Below are 19,933 nucleotides of genomic sequence, written 5' to 3' on the forward strand. Positions count from 1 at the left end.
TGTTTTGAATTTGGACTATAGAATTGAGTATTGGGGGAAATTTTTATGCCAAATCATCCGGTAGATGCACATGTCGGAAGTCGCGTACGCTTGCGCCGAACCCTTCTTGGGTTAAGTCAACAAAAGCTCGGGCAAAATCTCGGACTTACGTTTCAGCAAATTCAAAAATATGAACGGGGAACGAACAGGATCGGCGCCAGCCGATTATATGAACTTAGCGAAATACTGGATGTCCCGCTCTCCTTTTTCTTCGACGAGATGCCCAAGGAATCGCTCGCACTAGGCGGCGGTCTTGCCGATCCTGAAAAAGCGTTTGAGCACCAATATATGTCGAAACGAGAGACGTTGGAGCTAGTTCGCGCATATTACAAAATAACAGATCTTGAAGTGCGTAAACGAATTTTTGAGGTAATCAAATCTGTTGCCCATCAAGAGCACGAATTAAGTCAGTAACGCATTATCCAAACAATATTACAAATTCTTGACCCTGTACCGAATATGAGTAGAGTGCAGCTAAACTAAATTGTACCATATTTGGAGATATTGTGGCACGTAATGACATGATATTACGTACACAGCATTTTTGGATGAGAGGATATTCGCGTGCCAAACCAAAATTATCTTTTTACAAGTGAATCTGTATCTGAAGGACATCCAGATAAAGTTTGTGATCGAATTTCCGACAGTATCGTTGATTTGTATCTATCACATGACCCGTTCGCACGTGTCGCTTGTGAGACACTGACCACGACAAATCGGATCGTTTTGGCCGGTGAAGTTCGCGGGCCTGCGGCCATCACCAAGGCAATGATTGAAGAAACAGCCCGCGCAGCTGTTAAAGACATAGGTTATGAGCAAGACGGCTTTCATTGGAGAAATGCAGCAGTCGATGTCTTTCTTCATGAACAATCCGTGGATATCGCCCAAGGTGTTGACGCCGCTGGCAATAAAGACGAAGGCGCTGGAGACCAAGGAATCATGTTTGGCTATGCGGTCAACGAAACAGATGTTTTAATGCCTGCGCCCATATTTTATTCTCATGGAATTTTGAAACGGCTGGCTGACGTTCGTCATAGCGGTACAGAAAAAGGACTTGGGCCTGATTCAAAAAGCCAGGTTACTCTCGTATATGAAAATGGCAAACCCGTTCGCGCGGCATCCGTCGTTGTTTCAACCCAACATGACGAAAATCTAGATACAGACTCTGTACGGGAAATCGTTCGCAAATACGTTACGGAAGTATTGCCCGAAGGGTGGATGTGCCCAGAGGACGAGTTTTATGTCAATCCGACTGGAAAATTTGTCATCGGCGGACCTGACGGAGACGCAGGATTAACAGGCAGAAAGATTATTGTTGATACCTATGGCGGCGCAGCTCCCCATGGCGGAGGTGCTTTTTCTGGTAAAGATCCGACGAAAGTAGATCGCTCTGCCGCTTATGCGTCGAGATACCTAGCGAAAAATGTTGTCGCTGCGGGACTTGCTGACAAATGCTGTCTTCAGGTTTCCTACGCAATTGGTGTCTCCAAACCTTTGTCACTATACGTGGATCTTTATGGAACCGGCCGTGTGGATGAGGACAAGCTCGCATCAACACTCATGGAAGTAATGGATTTAAGTCCACGAGGTATTCGCGAGCATTTAGGCCTTAATAAGCCAATTTACGCGCGGACTGCCGCCTATGGTCATTTCGGCCCGGCACCTGACGCGGACGGTGGATTTTCTTGGGAAAAAACAGACCTTGCTGACAGTTTGCGGTCCGCATTGGGCTAGGCTGCTTATCGAAAATGGAACTTAATCGGGACAAAAGAGTTCTCTACGGACGCCGCCGCGGAAAATCATTAAGAAAAGGCCAACAAGCACTCATTAATCAGGACCTGCCTCTATTTTTGGTGTCAATTCAAAATGAGAAGCTTGATCTGGCCGCACTTTTCGGACCGGGTCTTGGTAAATACTGGCTGGAAATTGGATTTGGCAGCGGCGAACACCTAGCCTGGCAAGCCCATGCAAATCCGGATACGGGGATTTTGGGATGTGAACCCTTTATAAACGGGGTCGCGACTTTGCTTGGAAAGCTAAAGTCAGATCGTTCAACAAATGTCCGAATTCATCCCGATGCTGCCGAATCCCTTATCGAAAAATTACCCGAAAATACTCTCGACCGATGTTTCATTTTATTTGCCGATCCATGGCCAAAGAGCAATCACAATAAGCGGCGATTCGTATCCACATCCAATATCACGGCATTGGCCCGTGTTTTAAAGGCAGGTGCTGAGCTTAGAATTGCAACAGATCATGTTAATTACGGCGCATGGATTCTCTGGCATATGCTACAGTCTAATAGCTTTGACTGGATCGCTGAAACCCCTGAAGATTGGCGGCTTCGCAGCCCAGACTGGCCGCCAACAAGGTATGAGCAAAAAGCAATCGAAAAAGGACTTAAGCCAGTCTATTACAGATTTCGCCGTAACGACCAACCTTGGCAATAGCTGTATCGAAGAAAAAGCTTGGCTTTGGCAGTATCTAGGCTATTATATATGAAATACTATACTGTTCGCTCACCGTCAGGATGAGCTCTGGAACAGTGGACCTCTGGTCCGCTGTTTTTTTATGCTTTAGTCAAGAATTGAGAATTAGGCTCTGGACCCGATAAATCAAATAGCTGAAATGATCACGCCCTCACTCGAAGATATGGGGTATGAACTCGTGCGCATTACTATGACCGGTAATGAAAAAAAGATTTTGCAGGTCATGGCGGAACGCCCCGATGGCACAATGACAATTGAAGGCTGCACGGAAGTCAGCCGGATGGTGTCCGCGCTGCTGGATGTAGAAGATCCTATTTCCGGCGCTTATGATTTGGAAGTTTCATCGCCAGGAATTGACAGACCCTTGACCCGGCTGAAAGATTTTGAGCGTTGGGCTGGTTTTGAGGCGAAGGTAGAGCTCGATCAGGCCGTTGAAGGTAAACGACGATATAGAGGCAAATTACTTGGCCTCAAAGATGAGACAATCTTGGTAGATGGCGATGATGGCACTAGATTTGAGCTGCCATTTTCCGAGATTAGAAAAGCGAAGTTGATTTTAACCGACGAATTGATTGCCGCAAGCACTGCGGCGTCTAAGTCTTAGATAAGTTTTTTGGACGGAAAAGTAGTCATGGAAAACGCTGCGAGTTTAAACCGCTTGGAGTTGCTGCAAGTTGCAGACGCTGTTGCCAGGGAAAAAGTGATTGATCGCGAAATCGTATTAGAAGCGATGGAAGAGGCTGTCCAAAAAGCAGCCCGCGCGAAATATGGTCATGAAAATGATATTCGTGCCAACATCGATCGTGGGACAGGTGAAATTCGCCTAGCGCGCGTCCGTGAGGTTGTCGAAGAAGTCGAAAATGACGCCACTGAGATTACGCCGGCAGACGCGCAATTTCAGCTCGAAGGCGCGGCCGTCGGTGATTATCTGATTGAGCCTTTACCGCCCATCGATTTCGGTCGGATTGCAGCACAGACCGCAAAGCAGGTTATTGTACAAAAAGTTCGCGAAGCAGAACGTGAGCGTCAATTCGAAGAATATAAAGATCGAGTTGGAGAAGTTGTAAACGGTATCGTCAAACGTGTCGAATACGGTAACGTTACTGTTGATTTAGGCAAAGCCGATGCCGTGGTCCGACGGGATGAAATGCTCCCACGCGAAAGCTTCCGTCAAGGAGATCGTATTCGCGCTTATATTTATGATGTTCGGCCCGAGCCAAGAGGACCACAAATTTTCTTGTCTCGCAGTCATCCTCAATTCATGTCCAAACTCTTTGGTCAGGAAGTGCCGGAAATATATGACGGTATTATTGAAGTTAAAGCTGTCGCACGTGATCCAGGCAGCCGGGCGAAAATCGCCGTGCTGTCATCTGATTCAAGCATTGATCCAGTCGGCGCTTGTGTTGGAATGCGGGGCTCTCGTGTTCAAGCAGTCGTCAACGAGCTTCAAGGCGAGAAAATTGATATTATTCAATGGTCACCGGATCAAGCCAGCTTTATCGTGAATGCTTTGGCGCCAGCAGAAGTGGCGAAAGTCGTTCTGGATGAAGATGCCAACCGGATTGAAGTTGTTGTTCCTGACGATCAATTGTCGTTGGCCATTGGGCGCAGAGGTCAGAATGTTCGCCTGGCCTCGCAATTATCAGGTTGGGATATCGATATTCTAACTGAAGATGAAGAAAGCAACCGACGTCAGGCGGAATTCACCGATCGCACACAAATATTTATGAATGCCCTTGATGTTGATGAAACGATTGCCCAGCTATTGGCAGCAGAAGGCTTCACATCCATCGAAGATGTCATGTATGTGGATGTTGCAGAGATTGCGGAAATCGAAGGTTTCGATGAGGAAATTGCAACAGAGCTTAGTCGCCGAGCACAAGAGTCTGTCGACGCATCAAATGCTGAAATGGAAGCAAAACGCGTTGAACTTGGCATCAGTGAAGACATCGTAAATCTCGGCGTCTTTACGCCAGCAATGATAGTTGCCTTAGGCGAAGCTGGTGTTAAAGAATTGGATGACCTCGCGGATTTGGCAGGAGACGAGCTGACAAACTCCGAAGATGGTATTTTGCGTAATTTTGATCTTAAGCTCGAAAATGCCAATGAAATCATCATGGCAGCGCGCGCACATTGGTTTGAAGATGAAAAACCCGACGCAGAAACTGAAGGTGAAGTTGAGGGAAGCGAGGTAGAAATTCCGGCAAGCTGAACAATCGAATGGAGAAGTGTACTTGAGTGATCCTCAACGGCGGTGTATAGCCACTGGACAAATACAGGAAAAAGAGGATTTGCTTCGGTTCGCAGTGTCGCCCGACGGCTTATTGGTATTCGATATTCAAATGAATTTGCCAGGTCGCGGTATTTGGATTAGTTGTAGCAAGCAATCTGTCGAACTGGCGTTAAAAAAGGGGCTTTTTGCAAAATCTGCGAAACAAGCCCTCTCGGTGCCAGAGAATTTGGTGGCGAAGATTGACGAGGCTCTTTCGCAACGTTGCCTGGCACTGCTAGGACTAGGACGAAAGAGTGGATTGGTTACGGTAGGGTTTGCAAAAGTCGAAAAGGCCCTAAAGTCGAAGAAAGTTTCTATCCTGATTGCAGCGTCAGACGGCGCCGATGATGGAAAGCAGAAGTTAAAAAGAATAGCCGGTACTTTGCCCTTGGTTGACACGTTTAATAACGATGAACTAAGCCAAGCGCTCGGTAAGGAAAATATTGTTCACGCGAGCGTTGGTTCGAGTGGATTGACGAAAAAAATTACGTTTGCGGTTTCCCAGCTATCCAGGTTCAGGAACCATGACGATGTAAATTAAAGAACCGAAATGTCGGAGTAAGAATGACTGAGACAAACGACAAGGATGGGCGCAAGTCGCTTAGCCTAAACAAACCGTTAGAAGCGAAAAAGACAGCTGGCGGGAATAGTCAGGTCCGTCAAAGCTTTACCCATGGTCGAAGCAAGACCGTGCAAGTAGAGGTGCGCAAAAAACGCGGTGCAGCTGGGGCCCTAGGTACTCAAAAACCGACCGCCGCGATAACAACTCCGTCGACAGCAGCACCCAAGGCAACTCTCAGCGTTGGAAAACCTGCCGCAAAAATACTATCGGCCGCGCCTTCGAAAAAAGGCAGCGATGATAAACAAGCGCCCCTGCTGACAACCGATGAAAAAGCGGCACGCGCGGCGGCATTGGCTGGCGCTCGTGAGCAAAACATTAAGGACGCGGAACAGAAAATTGTCGAAGATGCGGCACAGGCGGAAGAAGAAATACGCATAGCCGCTGAAAAAGCGCTTGAGGAGAAGGCTGCTGCTGCGGAAGCTAAAAAAATTGCAAGCCGCCGATCACCTGAAGAGCGCCGCCTTGCAGAAGAGGCCGAAGCTCTCAGGTTAACGGAAGAGGAAAATGCGGTAAAGAATGCGCAGGTTGCAGTGCATCGAGAGAAAAACAAATCCGCGCCGAAAACTGACGAGCCGGCTACCGAGGCCAGTTCGGCACCCAGGCGCACAACGAGACCATCGCAGGGAGACGATCAACCTGCCACTGATAATGCGCCATCAGGCCGCAAAAAGCAGGTAAAAACGACGCGTTCAGGTGCGACAGAAGAACGCGCAACACCTGCGCGCAAAACCGACGAACCACGCCGCCGGGCTGGAAGACTTACCATAGGTGACGCTCTCAATGATCGAGGGCCAAAGCAACGCTCACTGGCGTCCATTCGCCGTGCTCGCAAGAAACAACAGCAGCATTCCTCTGAGCCCGCTCAGAAGATTTTCCGTGAAGTGACAATCCCGGAAGTTATTTCCGTACAAGAACTTGCCAACCGGATGACCGAACGCTCTGTGGACGTGATAAAGTCTCTCATGAAGCTTGGCATTATGGCCACGGCCAGCCAGACCATTGATGCTGATACTGCTGAACTTGTGGTTGAAGAACTCGGTCATACGGCGAAACGCATCGCAGAGTCTGATGTGGAAATTGGTCTCGGTGGTGGAGACGAAGATATCACGGAGAACCTTGTTTCTCGGGCCCCTGTTGTTGCCGTTATGGGTCACGTCGACCATGGTAAAACATCGTTGTTGGATGCATTGCGCAAATCTGACGTGGTTGCCGGAGAAGCTGGCGGGATTACCCAACATATCGGGGCCTATCAGGTAACATTGGCTAATGGCAACGAAATCACGTTTCTGGATACACCAGGCCATGAAGCTTTTACAGCCATGCGGATGCGCGGTGCGCAGGTCACAGATATTGTTATTCTTGTTGTTGCTGCTGATGACAGCGTCATGCCGCAAACCATTGAAGCCATCAAACATGCGAAGGCTGCAGGAGTTCCGATCATTGTCGCTATTAATAAATGCGATAAACCTGCTGCGGATCCAGGCAAGGTACGACAAGAATTATTGCAGCATGAAATTTTCGTTGAAGATATGGGCGGTGATGTTTTGGATGTGGAAGTTTCCGCAACCAAAGGAACTGGCCTCGACAAACTTCAAGAAGCCATCATGTTGCAAGCAGAATTGCTTGAACTTAAAGCCAATCCGGATCGCTCTGCGCAAGGAACCGTTGTTGAAGCCAAAATCGAAACAGGCCGCGGCATGGTCGCCACTGTTTTGGTCAACAAAGGTACATTGCGGGTAGGCGATCATTTCGTCATGGGAACCGCCATGGGCAAGGTAAGAGCTTTGCTCGATTATCGTGGGCAACAGGTCACGGAAGCCGGGCCTTCAATCCCGGTCGAAGTTTTGGGTATCCAGGGCTCGCCTATCGCCGGTGATGACTTTGCTGTAACCGAGAGTGAGGGCAAAGCTAAGGAAATTGCTGAATATCGTCAGCGCCTCGATAAAACCAAAAAAGTAACAGCAACCGCGCGCGGTACCATCGAGCAAATGTTCAGCGCAATTAAAGAAGGAACTGTGGACGAACTGCCAGTTGTTATTAAGGCAGACGTTCAAGGATCTGCTGAAGCCATTAGCACTTCTCTCGAGAAATTGGGGACCGATGAAGTCGCCGTCAAAATCCTGTACTCTGGGGTTGGTGGTATCACGGAATCAGATATTGCACTTGCGACCGCATCCCGCGCCATCGTCATCGCGTTTAATACTCGCGCCAACAAACAGGCGAGAGATGAAGCTGCTCAAGAAGGTGTCGACATTCAGTATTACTCCGTCATCTATAACGTTATAGATGACATGAAAGCATTGCTTTCCGGTATGCTGGCGCCAACTTTGAACGAGAATTTCTTGGGATATGCGGAAATCAAAGAAGTTTTCGATATTTCGAAACTTGGCAAAATTGGTGGTTGCGTTGTCACTGAAGGAAACGTCAAGCGCGGTGCCAAAGTACGCCTGCTTCGCGATAACGTCGTTATCCATGACGGTACGCTGGCAACTCTCAAGCGGTTCAAGGATGAAGTAAAGGATGTCAGATCCGGGATGGAATGTGGCATGGCTTTTGAGAACTATCACGATTTGCAAGTTGGTGATTTCATCGAGTGCTTTGAAATTGAGGAAGTGGCTCGGCAGCTTTAAGCGAGCCTTTCCCCAACTTATAGAAATCGCGAGGACATTATGGCGACAACAAAGCGGGCTGGCAGAACAGCAAGTAAACGACAGTTACGTGTTGGCGAGGAATTGCGCCATATTATTTCTTCCATTTTGGCGAGAGATTTAATTCACGATGTCGATGTTGCTGGCTACTCGGTGACAGTAACGGAAGTGAACCCGAGCCCAGATATGAGAAATGCAACGGTCTATGTGGTATCCTTGGGCGGCGTGAATGAAGACGCATTGATCGAAGGCTTAAACCGGACGTCCGCTGTTGTCCAAGAGGAAATGGCGCGCCAATTAACCATGAAATTTACACCTCGGTTATCGTTTAAGAAAGATGAGTCTTTCGAATATGCAAGCCATATTGATGACCTGATCCGAAAGTCAAAACAGCCGGATAGTACAGACTAACCCCTCATGGCGAGAAAAAAACGCGGCATTCCAATTCATGGCTGGCTAAATATCGACAAGCCGGCTGGGATGAGCTCGGCGCAAGTTGTTGGCGCGGTTAAGCGAATAACAAATGCACAGAAAGCGGGCCACGCAGGTACGCTTGATCCCTTTGCAACGGGTATATTGCCGATCGCCCTCGGAGAAGCTACCAAAACCGTCGGCTATATTGTCAGTGACGTCAAAAATTATCAGTTTACGGCGCGGTGGGGGCAGGCGACAAATACGGACGATATCGAAGGACATGTGGGTGACCAGTCGGATATCCGACCGAGCTCACAAATAATAGAGAATACCATTCCGAACTTCCTGGGGACAATTAGTCAACGACCGCCCGCCTTTTCTGCCATTAAAATTGACGGTAAACGGGCCTATAAATTGGCGCGCGAAGGTGTCGAAGTAGAGATCCCGGAACGCGACGTTGAAATACACGCTCTAACCCTGGTTCGACTCATTGATCCAGATCACGCAGTCTTTGACGTCTGTTGCGGAAAAGGAACCTATATTCGATCGCTGGCGCGGGATTTAGCAATCAAAATGGGAACTGTCGCTCACCTGACTGAGCTTCGAAGGACACGAGTCGGACCTTTTTTGGAAAATGATGCGATTTCGCTGGATAAGTTAGAGAAGCTGTGGCAGTGTCCCGCAGAATTTGAGGCTCTGCTTCCAATTACGACCGCGCTGGACGACATCCCGGCGGTGGCCATAACGGAAACGCAAGCTATTCGCTTTCGGCACGGCAATGACGTGGCGACCCCAAATTTAGCAGACGGAATTGTCTGTGCAATGGATGGGAATAATCCGATTGGCATTGCCAAAGTCGACGAAGAAAGATTGTTCCCAATACGGGTTTTTAACATTTGAATTTAGGAGATACCGATGTCGATCACTGCAGAAAGAAAAGCAGAGCTGATCAAAGAATTTGCGACCAAAGATGGAGACACAGGTTCTCCGGAAGTCCAGATTGCTATTTTAACCGAACGGATTGTAAATCTGACGGACCATTTCAAAGAACATAAAGGTGATGTGCATTCACGTCGCGGTCTTTTGAAAATGGTGAGTGGTCGTCGGCGTTTGCTAGACTACCTCAAAAAGGTTGAAGATGAACGATACCAGACGACTATTAAACGTCTCGGTATTCGTAAATAAGTATGAGAGTTTCAGGTCTTTGCATAAGACCATCAATAATTCAAACGCCGGTGACTGTACAGGACTGTGTCCTGCTGCACATCGGCGTTTGTTGCGTTTAAGGCAGTTCGTTTTGATTGCCTGAAGAACACGAAGTGAAAATTAATTAGGTCGACGCATAGGGTGTCGGATTATGGCGGAACGGCAGGGGCTGTTGCCGCGTTGGAAGGAAAGAATATGTTTGAAGTACATCGCAAGGAAGTGATGTGGGGTGGACGTCCGCTCGTATTGGAAACCGGTAAGATTGCCCGCCAGGCTGATGGCGCCGTCATGATTACCTACGGGGGAACACAGGTTCTCTGCACGGCTGTTGCCGCAAGATCATTAAAACCGGGCATGGATTTTTTCCCGCTTACGGTTAACTATCAAGAAAAAGCTTATGCCGCAGGAAAAATCCCAGGTGGTTTTTTCAAACGCGAAGCCCGCCCAAGTGAAAAAGAAACACTGACCTCTCGTCTTATCGACCGGCCGCTTCGCCCGTCATTCGTCAGCGGTTTCAAAAACGAAACTCAGGTTGTCTGTACGGTTGTTGCCCATGATATGGAAAATGACCCGGATATCGTTGCTCTTGTTGGTGCCTCAGCGGCCCTGACAATCTCCGGCATCCCGTTCCTCGGCCCTGTTGGCGCGGCACGCGTTGCCTATGTCGATGGCGACTATGTTCTGAACCCAACATCAGAGCAGATGGAAAACACGGATCTGGATCTGGTCATCGCCGGTACATCAGAAGCCGTTCTAATGATTGAATCTGAAGCCAGCGAGTTGAGCGAAGAGCAGATGCTTGGCGCCGTGATGTATGGTCACCGCGAAATGCAGACAGTAATCGATGCAATCATTGATCTCGCAGAAGATTGTGCAAAAGAGCCATGGGACTACTCACCCCCTGAAGATGATGCGGCCCTTGTAACAAAATTAAAGTCCGCTGCTGAAGCTGGACTAAAAGAAGCCTACAAAGAGCAAGTCAAACAGGCACGGACAGACAAAGTCTCAGATGCCAAGAAAGCGGCCCTTGAAGGACTTGCAGATGACGAGATGGAAGCTGCCGGTGGTATTCTCAAGAAAATTGAGAAAAGCATCGTGCGGGGCAACATCATTTCTACCGGGACCCGCATCGACGGTCGTGACACAAAAACAGTGCGCCCGATTGTTTCTGAAGTTGGTCCTTTGCCACGCAGTCACGGTTCCGCATTATTCACACGCGGTGAAACGCAAGCCCTGGTCGTTGCCACATTGGGTACCGGTCAAGACGAGCAGATCATGGATGCATTGGCAGGTGAATATCGCGAAAACTTCATGCTTCATTACAACTTCCCTCCTTACTCAGTCGGTGAAGTCGGACGCATGGGTTTCACCGGTCGCCGGGAAGTCGGTCATGGCAAGCTTGCTTGGCGTGCAGTTCATCCTTTACTGCCGTCTAAGGATGTTTTCCCCTACACTTTACGGGTTGTGTCTGAAGTAACAGAATCAAACGGTTCGTCTTCCATGGCAACTGTCTGTGGCACATCGTTGGCATTGATGGATGCAGGTGTTCCATTGAAACGCCCTGTTGCCGGTATCGCCATGGGTCTTATTCTGGAAGAAAACGGCGAATTCGCAGTTCTTTCGGATATCCTTGGTGATGAAGATCACCTTGGTGACATGGACTTCAAGGTTGCTGGAACAAGCGAAGGCATTACGTCCTTGCAGATGGATATCAAGATTTCCGGTATTACCGAAGAAATCATGCGTATCGCTCTGGCGCAAGCAACGGAAGGTCGCAACCATATTCTTGATGAAATGGGCAAGGCCCTTGAATCAGCCCGTGATGGTGTCCGTGATGGCGCCCCTCGGATCACGCAGTTACAAATCAAGAAAGACAAAATCCGCGATATCATTGGAACCGGCGGTAAAGTTATCCGCGAGATTTGTGAAGTCACGGGTGCAAAAATCGACATTGACGATGATGGCACCGTGAAAGTGGCCGCCACGACAACTGAAAGTGCCGATGCTGCCATTAACTGGATCAAATCTATTGTTGATGATCCTGAAGTTGGCGTTATCTACACAGGTAAAGTCGTGAAAGTTGTCGACTTTGGCGCATTCGTTAATTTCTTTGGCAATCGTGATGGACTGGTTCATATTTCTGAGCTGGCACCGCAACGGGTGGCGAAAGTGACGGATATTGTCAATGAAGGCGACGAAGTCCGTGTTAAAGTGCTTGAAATTGATGGACGTGGTAAAGTCCGCCTGTCCATTAAAGCTATCGAAGCAGAAGAAACCAAAGAGACAACAGAAGACTAACCTTTCTGTTTTAATTGGCAAATTGACAGCAGGGGCGAAATAGATACAACAATTCTTTCCGCCCCTGCCTCTAGATCAAACTTGATGCCGGAGCCTGAGTGCTCTAAGTGTTAAGTGGGGAAGTATGTAGTCATAGGAATTGTCTGGTGAAAGCACTGAATTCTATTATGATTTCCGGTAAGGAAGTCCTGCCATTTATTGAAGGCGGCAAAGGCATTGCGGTGTCTTCCGGCCAAAGTTCAGGCGCTTGGGCGGCGGCGGGTGGTGTTGCCACCTTTTCCGGCGTCAATGCAGATAGTTTCGATGATGATGGCAATATGATAGAACAGGTTTATCATGGCCGGACACGCCGCGATCGCCATGAAGAACTAGTGGCCTACGGGATTAAGGGCGGTATCGCCCAGGCCCAGATCGCCCATGAACTCTCCGGCGGCGAAGGCCGTATCCATATGAATGTCCTGTGGGAAATGGGGGGCGCAGAACGCATCCTCCATGGCGTCCTTGAAAATACCAAGGGCCTGATCCACGGCATTACCTGTGGCGCCGGCATGCCCTACCGCATTGCCCAGATTGCCGCAGATTACCAAATTCACTACTACCCGATTATTTCCTCGGCGCGGGCCTTCAGGGCCCTCTGGAAACGGGCCTACCACAAATTCTCCGACTGGCTGGGCGGCGTGGTCTATGAAGATCCCTGGCTCGCCGGCGGTCACAATGGCCTGACTAATTCGGAAGATCCGCTGGTCCCCGAAGATCCTTATCCGCGGGTCGCCAGCCTGCGCACCTTGATGAATGAAATGGGCCTGAATAATGTACCGATCATCATGGCCGGTGGTGTTTGGCATTTAGAGAATTGGGAGCACTGGCTCGATAATCCGGAAATTGGCCCGATTACGTTCCAATTTGGTACGCGCCCGTTATTGACGCAGGAAAGCCCTATATCCGATGCCTGGAAAAAGAAACTGGGATCGTTAAAAAAGGGCGACGTGTTTTTGAACAAGTTCAGCCCGACTGGCTTCTGGTGTTCGGCCGTCCGCAATGACTTCCTGGAAGAGCTGAAAGGCCGCTCGGAACGTCAGGTTGCCTTTTCCAACGAACCGGTCGGCGAACATAATACCACCTTCGGCATTGGCGCCCGCAAACGGGAGGTCTACTTGACGTCAGCCGACAAGGAACATGCAGAGGGTTGGATCGCGGCTGGCTACACGGAAAGCCTGAAAACACCTGATTCAACTTTGATTTTTGTCGAACCGGACAAAATGAAGGAAATCCGCAAAGATCAGATCGACTGTATGGGCTGCTTGTCGCATTGCAAGTTCTCCAACTGGGCGGAAGGCGAAAAAGGCAATACGGGCCGTAAAGCTGATCCCCGCAGTTTTTGCATTCAAAAAACTCTACAGGATGTCATTCATTCCTATTCGAACATCAATAACAACCTGATGTTTGCCGGACATGGTGCCTACCGCTTTGCAACAGACCCTTTTTACGCTGATGGTTTTGTGCCAACGGTCAAGCAACTCATTGATCGGATCGCCACCGGGAAATAACTTTCGCCCAGGTCTTTTTAATTGCAGATTTGAATTATTATAAAAAGCACTATATAATAAGGACTGTCCCGCGATCCGGGCAATGCAATTGAACAAAGTAGTAACGGTATGCACCTGAATTCTGAAGATTTACGCCATAAGATCAAAACGGCAAACCTGCGTCCGACACAGCAGCGTCTGGCGTTGGCAGACCTGTTATTTGCGCAAGGGAATCGTCATGTGACCGCCGAACGACTGCATAACGAAGCCATGAGTTCCGGTGTCACAGTCTCGTTGGCAACCATTTATAATAATCTGCATCAATTTACCGCCGCCGGTTTACTGCGGGAGGTTGTGGTTGATTCCAGCCGATCCTATTTCGATACGAATGTCGACCCGCACCACCATTTCTTTCATGAAAAAACCGGTGAATTGGAAGATATTCCGCGCAACGAATTAAGTGTCGACAATATCCCGACCTTGCCTGAAGGCACCGAGATCAGCAGCGTCGACGTCATTGTGCGCGTCACTGCTCGCCGGGACTGAAATATTCCTCTTTTCATGATCTATTTTTCTTCTTTAGAAACGTTCTAAAGTGTTGACACACTCCTGTGTGCACCATATATTCTAAAGGTAAGCTTGATCTCACGTGATCAGGCACATCCACCACTCATTCCAGGAGGACTTTATGTCTCTAGCGGGAAGCAAAACTGAACAAAATTTGAAAGATGCCTTTGCAGGGGAATCACAGGCAAACCGTCGTTACCTCTATTTCGCGCAGAAAGCCGATGTCGAAGGATATAACGATGTTGCGACTGTCTTCCGCTCAACAGCCGAAGGTGAAACAGGCCATGCACACGGTCATTTGGAGTATTTGGAAGAAACCGGTGATCCGGCAACTGGCCTGCCGATCGGTGGCACAGAGCTGAACCTAGCCGCCTCCATCGCTGGCGAAACCCATGAATATACGGATATGTATCCGGGCATGGCGAAAACAGCGCGCGAAGAAGGTCATGACGAAATTGCTGACTGGTTCGAAACATTGGCAAAAGCTGAAAAGAGTCACGCCGGCCGCTTCCAAAAAGCGCTCGACACGATCGACGACTAATGTGACTGCGCCTGCGCGTCAATAATTCAGGGTAGCGAACGGTCCGCCGTCGCTACCCTCTTTCAAAATATTCGGAGTCCATTCAGGAGATTATCATGAGCGAAGGCAGTCTTGATGCGCCAACCCGTCACATAATTGACTGGACCAATCCAGATTTCTATGACGAAAAAAAACTGGATGACGAGCTACGACGTGTCTTCGACGTTTGCCATGGATGCCGCCGCTGTTTTAATCTATGCGATTCTTTTCCCACACTTTTTGATTTAATCGACGAGTCTCCAACGGAAGAACTAGATGCTGTGGCATCAGAAGACTTCAAGCCCGTTGTTGACGGCTGTACGCTCTGTGACATGTGCTTTATGACAAAATGTCCGTATGTGCCGCCGCATAAGTTCAATCTCGACTTCCCCCATCTGATGTTGCGCTATCGCGCCGTAGAAAAACACAAAGGCCTGGATAAATTTATCCCCAAGCAATTGTCGCAAACGGACCGCAACGGCAAACTGGCAGCCCCCGTCGCGCCATTGGCCAACTGGGCGACAAAAACAACGAATACAATGACCCGCGGGATCATGGAGAAAACACTGGGCATCGACCGCAATGCGGCCTTGCCAGAATACCAATCCAAGTCCCTGATCAAGCGCGCTCTGGAAGACCCGCTGATCGTCAATACCGAGGCGCCGGGCTATGGCCGAAAAGTAGTCATCTATGCCACCTGCTTTGGTAATTATAATAATCCGAGCATTGGCGAAGCAACGCGCAAGGTCCTGGCCCGAAATGGCGTGGAGACGGAAGTTGTCTATCCCGGCTGCTGTGGCATGCCCTTGATGGAGCAAGGAGATCTTGAAGGTGTTGTCAATAACGCCAGATCCGTATCAAAGGAGCTGAACAGCTGGATCGCGAAAGGCTATGATGTCATTGCCCTTGTCTCTTCGTGCGCATTGATGTTGAAATTTGAATGGCCATTGCTCGATCCGGACAACCCAGATCTCAAAACTCTGTCGGATGCAACCTTTGATGTTTCCGAATACGTGATGAATATCGCCAAGCAAGAAGGCATGGCCGAGGGGTTAGAGCCGCTTGGAAATAATGTTGCCATGCATTTGGCTTGCCATGCCCGCGCCCAGAATATGGGCGCCAAAGGCGCCGAGATGCTGCGGCTGATCCCTAAAACTCGCGTCGCCATTGTTGAGCGCTGCTCCGGCCATGGGGGTTCCTGGGGGATCATGAAGGGCAATTACGAAACCGCCCTGAAAGTCGGCAAACCGGCGGCCAAAACAGCGCTGGCATCTAAAGCCGGATATATCGCCTCCGAATGCCCGCTGGCCGCTGAACATTTGATGCAAGGCATCGGTAAACTGGATGCCGAGGCTGTGGAATCAAAGAAGACTGCCCATCCCATCGAATTACTGGCCAAAGCCTATGGCCTGAATGAGGACTTCTGACAATGACTGCCATCGCAAACCGCCAAATTACCGATCAGGATATTCTTCCCGTCAGCGAATATGCAAAGATCCGCAAAGAGCATAAGCAAAAGCTCATCCCTATTAAGAAAAACCGCCGGATCGCCATTGGGCCCTACGCCACGTTCTATTTCGAGAGTTATGAGACCATGTGGGCCCAAATTCATGAGATGCTCTATATCGAAAAAGGCGGTACCGAACAGCTGAAAGATGAGTTGGAAGCCTATAACCCGCTTATCCCCAACGGATCAGAGCTGGTGGCAACCTTTATGATCGAAATCGATGATCCGATCCGTCGGGATTTTATGTTGCGGAAACTGGGTCATATCGAAGATAAGGTGTTTTTATCCATCGCCGGTGAAAAAACCTTTGCCGTGCCGGAACAGGAAGTCGAACGGACAACGGAAGACGGTAAAACCTCCGCCATTCATTTCCTGCATTTTCCCATGACGCCTCCTCAGCGACAGGCATTTAAAGAAACCACTGTCGATGTCCAGCTGGGCATTGAACATGAAGACTATGGTCATATTGCCCTGCTGAACGGCGATGTCCGGGCGGCCCTTGCCGAAGATCTGATCGATTAACACTCAGAACTCGTTGCCGGTATTTTCGGTCCCTATTGCCTTACTCGTCGTTCTTCATCCCTACGATGATCTTGCGCATGATATTGTTGAATTGCTCTCGTTCTTCACCTGACAAACTCGACAATGCGGCCTCGTTCGTCGCCTGTGCGGCTTCGTAAGCCCCTTTACGGATGTCCCGAGCCTTTTCCGTCAACCTGACTATTCGTGCGCGACCATCCGTCGGATGTTCTCTTCTTGTTATCAGGCCGTCCCGCTCCATTCGAGCCAGCGTATTCGCCAGCGTTGCCTGCTCGAGGTCCAGCTTCTTCACAAGCTCCTTTTGCGTTTGCCCATCATTCATCCAGAGTTCCAGAAGCGTAGCGAATTGACCCGGAACAATGCCCAGAGGTTCGATTCGATTACGCAAGCCTGCTGCAAATAGACGAGCCAAATGGTTAATCAGATAACCTGCTGAGTTCATGCGATCAAAATCCATATCAAAAATTAACATTGCATAGTCCGCTATGTATTGTTATATAGCAAGCTATGTAAATTTAGTTAGAAGGAGCTAACAACAATGAAACCCTTTGGATTAACGTGCGTCGCACTGTGCCTGTTGACGGCGCCCGCATTCGCACTTGATCGTGAATTAGAAGATCTGAACCGCACTGTCTTCCAGTCGGTGGACTTGAACAAAGATGGCCTACTTTCACTCCGGGAAGTTGATCTTTTTCGGCAGGATGTGATGATTTCTCAAGACTACGACGACGATGGAACCGTAACTGCCGAGGAATATCTGGGGTGGGATATGGGCTGGAACCATCTTGCTGAGACGCGAGGTGTTGCTGATCAATACTGGCAAGCTCGTCAACATGTTTTCGACGCATGGGACACCAACCACGACGGGGTTCTCGACACAGAAGAACAGGCCCTCTCGCAATCAAAAGATTTTTACACCGCCGCTAATCAAAGCAACACGCCTCTCAATTTCGAGGCGTTTAAATCAAATCTAAGGATCATGGCCGAAATGAACAAAGCCGTTAATACAAACACCGAAGTAACTCTCATCAATGTCTTTGAAGTTCCTGAAGGTGCGCTCGAAGAAACCATCACAATGTGGGCCAAAGGCCGTGATTTTCTTCAAACCCAGCCGGGCTATGTGTCCACGGCGCTTCACCAGTCTGTTGCACCCGATGCCAAGTTTGCATTGATCAACATCGCGATTTGGGAAAGTGTTGAAACGTTTCAGGCAGCGACTGCTGCAATGCGTGCCAGGGGCACTCTGCCACAGATCGAAGGACTTGCTTTCACACCCGGCCTCTACAAAATCATTGCAAGGGATTAGGGGGGCAAGTTCGTGAAAAGCACTGCTACCAAATATGGCACTGTCGCCGTTACTCTTCACTGGCTGAGCGCCCTTTTCATCTTCGCCTTGATGGGGTCGGGGTTCCGCGCCGGCTCACTTGTGGAGAGCACGGCCAAAGCTTCGGTTCTGTCCGCGCATGTTCCCCTAGGCATTATCATCCTGCTGCTGACGTTGGCACGCGTGGCATGGTGGCTCTTTGCGGATCGCAAACCAAACCACCCGGCGGGCGATCCGGGTTGGCAGATCATGAGCGCCAAGATCGTGCATGTCCTTTTCTATATTGTAATCTTCGGCATGGTCGCCAGTGGCATTGGTATGATGGTCCTGTCGGGTGCGGGCACCATTTTGTTCGCGGGGTCGGCGGAACCACTACCTGATTTTTGGGACTACCTCCCTCGTGTCCCTCATGGGATCGGTGCCCGTGTCATGATCCTATTGCTCGTTCTTCATATCGGCGCAGCCTTGTATCACCACTTTATCAGGAAAGATGGCCTAATCTGGCGCATCTGGTTCGGACAGAAAAACCAACAGGAGAGGCCAAAGTGAACCCTTGGATGAAAGAAGGCTGAAGAAACGGCGCAGCGCCTGAGCTAAACAGTTATCTTGAAGATCGCAAAATTGCTGGCCCTAGCGGCAGGTTTGTCGCCACAGCCGCATTTTGTCAGGGTATCAAGACGGTTGAACCTGTCGTCTTGCGATCTTCAATCGCCTTGTGTGCTTTCGCGGCTTCGTTGAGGGGGTAAGTGTAATTGACGGTGCTCTTTACGACACCCGATTTCATCATGTCGAAAAGATCGTTGGCAGCTGCCAGCAGATCACTGCGCTTCGCCATATAATAATGGATGGCTGGCCGTGTGATAAACAGTGATCCCCGTTTGCCCAGATCAGTGATGATATCAATGGGATCCGGTGCCCCCGACGCATGACCATAGGCCGCGCACATACCGAGCGGTCGCAAGCAGTCCAGCGATTTTTGCAGGGTGTCCTTACCAATGGATTCATAAACCACATGGCACCCTTTGCCGCCCGTGATCTCATGAACCCGTTTTGCAAAGTCTTCTTCCGAGTAATTGATGACATGATCGCACCCTAGATCGCGGGCGATCTTTGCTTTGGTCGGTGAACTAACGGTACCGATAACCTGGGCGCCCAGATGCTTGGCCCAGGGACAAAGTATGTGGCCCATTCCGCCAGCAGCAGCGTGAACCAAGACGATGTCATTGGGTTGAACCGGGTAGGTCCGTTTTAGCAGATATTGCGCCGTCAGACCTTTCATAAGAATACCGGCAATGGCCACGTCATCGATGCCTTCGGGAACGGCAATCAGGGTTTCAGCAGGATAAAGGCGTTCTTCGGAATAGGCGCCGACCGGCGGCAACCCATAACAAACTTTATCACCTACTTTGAAGTCGGCGACGCTGTCGCCAATGGCAGTGACGACACCGACGGCTTCGAAGCCAATCACCGTCGGAAACTCGGGAACGAAGATAGGGTGATTAATGCCGCGCCGATGATACGTATCCGCATAATTGACGCCGATCGCCGTATGGCGCAGGCGTACCTCGTCGGGGCCTGGGTCGCCAACGGTCACCTCTTCCCAGCGGAACACGTCAGGTGTACCCGTTTCATGAATGACGGCAGCTTTGGGCATGGGACACTCCTATAACTACGAATTCGAATTGAAAAGATCTAGTTTGACTATATCACACGCCCTCCCGTGTGATAACGATACCTTGGTCGAGCCATCGCATGTCGGTGCAGCAGCACATCTTTTCTTTCTGATTGCCAATTTCTCCGAATTTGACGGTTATTTTTCCCGCCAAACAGGCATCAATTACCTGTCATATTTCAGGTGTTATTCAACCTGAAAACCTATCGTTGCCATTTTAAGAAATATGTTTACTCAGTGAAATTGTCTT

The 19,933-nt window shown here is 49.5% G+C and carries 20 protein-coding genes; 18 read left to right on the top strand and 2 right to left on the bottom strand.

The genetic code is table 11. From position 1 onward, the window contains the following. Positions 1-45 precede the first annotated feature (45 nt). From V7723_RS17075 to V7723_RS17150, 16 genes are all read left to right on the top strand, one after another. Positions 46-453: a helix-turn-helix domain-containing protein gene (locus V7723_RS17075; RefSeq protein ID WP_335685705.1), complete on the top strand. Its 408-nt coding sequence runs from the start codon at positions 46-48 to the stop codon at positions 451-453. Between the two features lie 150 nt (positions 454-603). Beyond that, the gene (metK, locus tag V7723_RS17080; RefSeq protein ID WP_335685706.1) at positions 604-1,773 is read left to right on the top strand and encodes a methionine adenosyltransferase; all 1,170 of its coding nucleotides are present in this window, start codon (positions 604-606) and stop codon (positions 1,771-1,773) included. A gap of 14 nt (positions 1,774-1,787) precedes the next feature. Continuing rightward, a complete protein-coding gene (gene trmB, locus V7723_RS17085) occupies positions 1,788-2,489 on the top strand; it encodes a tRNA (guanine(46)-N(7))-methyltransferase TrmB (RefSeq protein ID WP_335685707.1) in 702 nt (233 codons plus the stop codon). A gap of 178 nt (positions 2,490-2,667) precedes the next feature. Then, positions 2,668-3,132, top strand: coding sequence for a ribosome maturation factor RimP (gene rimP / locus V7723_RS17090; RefSeq protein ID WP_335685708.1), 465 nt, complete (start codon positions 2,668-2,670; stop codon positions 3,130-3,132). Between the two features lie 27 nt (positions 3,133-3,159). Next, a complete protein-coding gene (gene nusA, locus V7723_RS17095; protein ID WP_335685709.1) occupies positions 3,160-4,740 on the top strand; it encodes a transcription termination factor NusA in 1,581 nt (526 codons plus the stop codon). Between the two features lie 22 nt (positions 4,741-4,762). Then, the gene (locus V7723_RS17100; RefSeq protein ID WP_335685710.1) at positions 4,763-5,341 is read left to right on the top strand and encodes an RNA-binding protein; all 579 of its coding nucleotides are present in this window, start codon (positions 4,763-4,765) and stop codon (positions 5,339-5,341) included. A gap of 23 nt (positions 5,342-5,364) precedes the next feature. Further along, positions 5,365-8,052, top strand: a complete 2,688-nt coding sequence (gene infB / locus V7723_RS17105; RefSeq protein WP_335685711.1) for a translation initiation factor IF-2 — start codon at positions 5,365-5,367, stop codon at positions 8,050-8,052. A 39-nt stretch (positions 8,053-8,091) separates the two neighbouring features. After that, on the top strand, positions 8,092-8,481 hold the full coding sequence (gene rbfA, locus V7723_RS17110) for a 30S ribosome-binding factor RbfA (protein ID WP_335685712.1): 390 nt from the start codon (positions 8,092-8,094) through the stop codon (positions 8,479-8,481). Positions 8,482-8,487: 6 nt separating this feature from the next. Then, positions 8,488-9,384 (top strand): tRNA pseudouridine(55) synthase TruB, encoded by an 897-nt coding sequence (gene truB / locus V7723_RS17115; protein WP_335685713.1) that lies wholly within the window; start codon positions 8,488-8,490, stop codon positions 9,382-9,384. A 15-nt stretch (positions 9,385-9,399) separates the two neighbouring features. Next, the gene (rpsO, locus tag V7723_RS17120; RefSeq protein WP_335685714.1) at positions 9,400-9,669 is read left to right on the top strand and encodes a 30S ribosomal protein S15; all 270 of its coding nucleotides are present in this window, start codon (positions 9,400-9,402) and stop codon (positions 9,667-9,669) included. Between the two features lie 216 nt (positions 9,670-9,885). Further along, positions 9,886-11,988, top strand: a complete 2,103-nt coding sequence (gene pnp, locus V7723_RS17125) for a polyribonucleotide nucleotidyltransferase (protein WP_443024248.1) — start codon at positions 9,886-9,888, stop codon at positions 11,986-11,988. Positions 11,989-12,134: 146 nt separating this feature from the next. Beyond that, on the top strand, positions 12,135-13,535 hold the full coding sequence (locus V7723_RS17130) for an NAD(P)H-dependent flavin oxidoreductase (RefSeq protein WP_335685716.1): 1,401 nt from the start codon (positions 12,135-12,137) through the stop codon (positions 13,533-13,535). Between the two features lie 108 nt (positions 13,536-13,643). Further along, positions 13,644-14,060: an iron response transcriptional regulator IrrA gene (gene irrA, locus V7723_RS17135; RefSeq protein WP_335685717.1), complete on the top strand. Its 417-nt coding sequence runs from the start codon at positions 13,644-13,646 to the stop codon at positions 14,058-14,060. A 142-nt stretch (positions 14,061-14,202) separates the two neighbouring features. Next, complete coding sequence (locus V7723_RS17140) at positions 14,203-14,622, top strand: rubrerythrin family protein (protein WP_335685718.1); 420 nt, start codon at positions 14,203-14,205, stop codon at positions 14,620-14,622. Between the two features lie 95 nt (positions 14,623-14,717). Next, the gene (locus V7723_RS17145; protein ID WP_335685719.1) at positions 14,718-16,067 is read left to right on the top strand and encodes a heterodisulfide reductase-related iron-sulfur binding cluster; all 1,350 of its coding nucleotides are present in this window, start codon (positions 14,718-14,720) and stop codon (positions 16,065-16,067) included. A gap of 2 nt (positions 16,068-16,069) precedes the next feature. Beyond that, a complete protein-coding gene (locus V7723_RS17150) occupies positions 16,070-16,669 on the top strand; it encodes a DUF3501 family protein (RefSeq protein WP_335685720.1) in 600 nt (199 codons plus the stop codon). A gap of 40 nt (positions 16,670-16,709) precedes the next feature. On the opposite strand, the gene V7723_RS17155 is transcribed toward V7723_RS17150, so the two are convergent. Next, positions 16,710-17,144, bottom strand: a complete 435-nt coding sequence (locus V7723_RS17155; RefSeq protein ID WP_443024249.1) for a MarR family winged helix-turn-helix transcriptional regulator — start codon at positions 17,142-17,144, stop codon at positions 16,710-16,712. An 81-nt stretch (positions 17,145-17,225) separates the two neighbouring features. Here V7723_RS17155 and V7723_RS17160 point away from each other — a divergent pair, with 81 nt between their 5' ends. Beyond that, positions 17,226-17,993 carry an antibiotic biosynthesis monooxygenase gene (locus V7723_RS17160; protein ID WP_335685722.1) on the top strand — a complete coding sequence of 256 codons (768 nt, stop codon included), beginning with the start codon at positions 17,226-17,228 and terminating at the stop codon, positions 17,991-17,993. 12 nt (positions 17,994-18,005) lie between these two features. Next, positions 18,006-18,560: a cytochrome b gene (locus V7723_RS17165; protein ID WP_335685723.1), complete on the top strand. Its 555-nt coding sequence runs from the start codon at positions 18,006-18,008 to the stop codon at positions 18,558-18,560. A gap of 115 nt (positions 18,561-18,675) precedes the next feature. Here V7723_RS17165 and V7723_RS17170 read toward each other — a convergent pair whose 3' ends face one another. Continuing rightward, the gene (locus tag V7723_RS17170) at positions 18,676-19,665 is read right to left on the bottom strand and encodes a quinone oxidoreductase family protein (protein ID WP_335685724.1); all 990 of its coding nucleotides are present in this window, start codon (positions 19,663-19,665) and stop codon (positions 18,676-18,678) included. Positions 19,666-19,933: the final 268 nt, after the last annotated feature.

Origin of the sequence: Sneathiella sp. (assembly GCF_036960985.1) — a bacterium.
Taxonomy (GTDB): Bacteria; Pseudomonadota; Alphaproteobacteria; order Sneathiellales; family Sneathiellaceae; genus Sneathiella.

Bases quoted from the DNA above. Each gene is read 5' to 3' on its own strand.
- V7723_RS17075 (WP_335685705.1), top strand. From the start codon at position 46: ATGCCAAATCATCCGGTAGATGCACATGTCGGAAGTCGCGTACGCTTG.
- trmB (WP_335685707.1), top strand. From the start codon at position 1,788: ATGGAACTTAATCGGGACAAAAGAGTTCTCTACGGACGCCGCCGCGGA.
- rimP (WP_335685708.1), top strand. From the start codon at position 2,668: ATGATCACGCCCTCACTCGAAGATATGGGGTATGAACTCGTGCGCATT.
- nusA (WP_335685709.1), top strand. From the start codon at position 3,160: ATGGAAAACGCTGCGAGTTTAAACCGCTTGGAGTTGCTGCAAGTTGCA.
- infB (WP_335685711.1), top strand. From the start codon at position 5,365: ATGACTGAGACAAACGACAAGGATGGGCGCAAGTCGCTTAGCCTAAAC.
- rbfA (WP_335685712.1), top strand. From the start codon at position 8,092: ATGGCGACAACAAAGCGGGCTGGCAGAACAGCAAGTAAACGACAGTTA.
- truB (WP_335685713.1), top strand. From the start codon at position 8,488: ATGGCGAGAAAAAAACGCGGCATTCCAATTCATGGCTGGCTAAATATC.
- rpsO (WP_335685714.1), top strand. From the start codon at position 9,400: ATGTCGATCACTGCAGAAAGAAAAGCAGAGCTGATCAAAGAATTTGCG.
- pnp (WP_443024248.1), top strand. From the start codon at position 9,886: ATGTTTGAAGTACATCGCAAGGAAGTGATGTGGGGTGGACGTCCGCTC.
- irrA (WP_335685717.1), top strand. From the start codon at position 13,644: ATGCACCTGAATTCTGAAGATTTACGCCATAAGATCAAAACGGCAAAC.
- V7723_RS17140 (WP_335685718.1), top strand. From the start codon at position 14,203: ATGTCTCTAGCGGGAAGCAAAACTGAACAAAATTTGAAAGATGCCTTT.
- V7723_RS17145 (WP_335685719.1), top strand. From the start codon at position 14,718: ATGAGCGAAGGCAGTCTTGATGCGCCAACCCGTCACATAATTGACTGG.
- V7723_RS17150 (WP_335685720.1), top strand. From the start codon at position 16,070: ATGACTGCCATCGCAAACCGCCAAATTACCGATCAGGATATTCTTCCC.
- V7723_RS17155 (WP_443024249.1), bottom strand. From the start codon at position 17,144: ATGGATTTTGATCGCATGAACTCAGCAGGTTATCTGATTAACCATTTG.
- V7723_RS17160 (WP_335685722.1), top strand. From the start codon at position 17,226: ATGAAACCCTTTGGATTAACGTGCGTCGCACTGTGCCTGTTGACGGCG.
- V7723_RS17170 (WP_335685724.1), bottom strand. From the start codon at position 19,665: ATGCCCAAAGCTGCCGTCATTCATGAAACGGGTACACCTGACGTGTTC.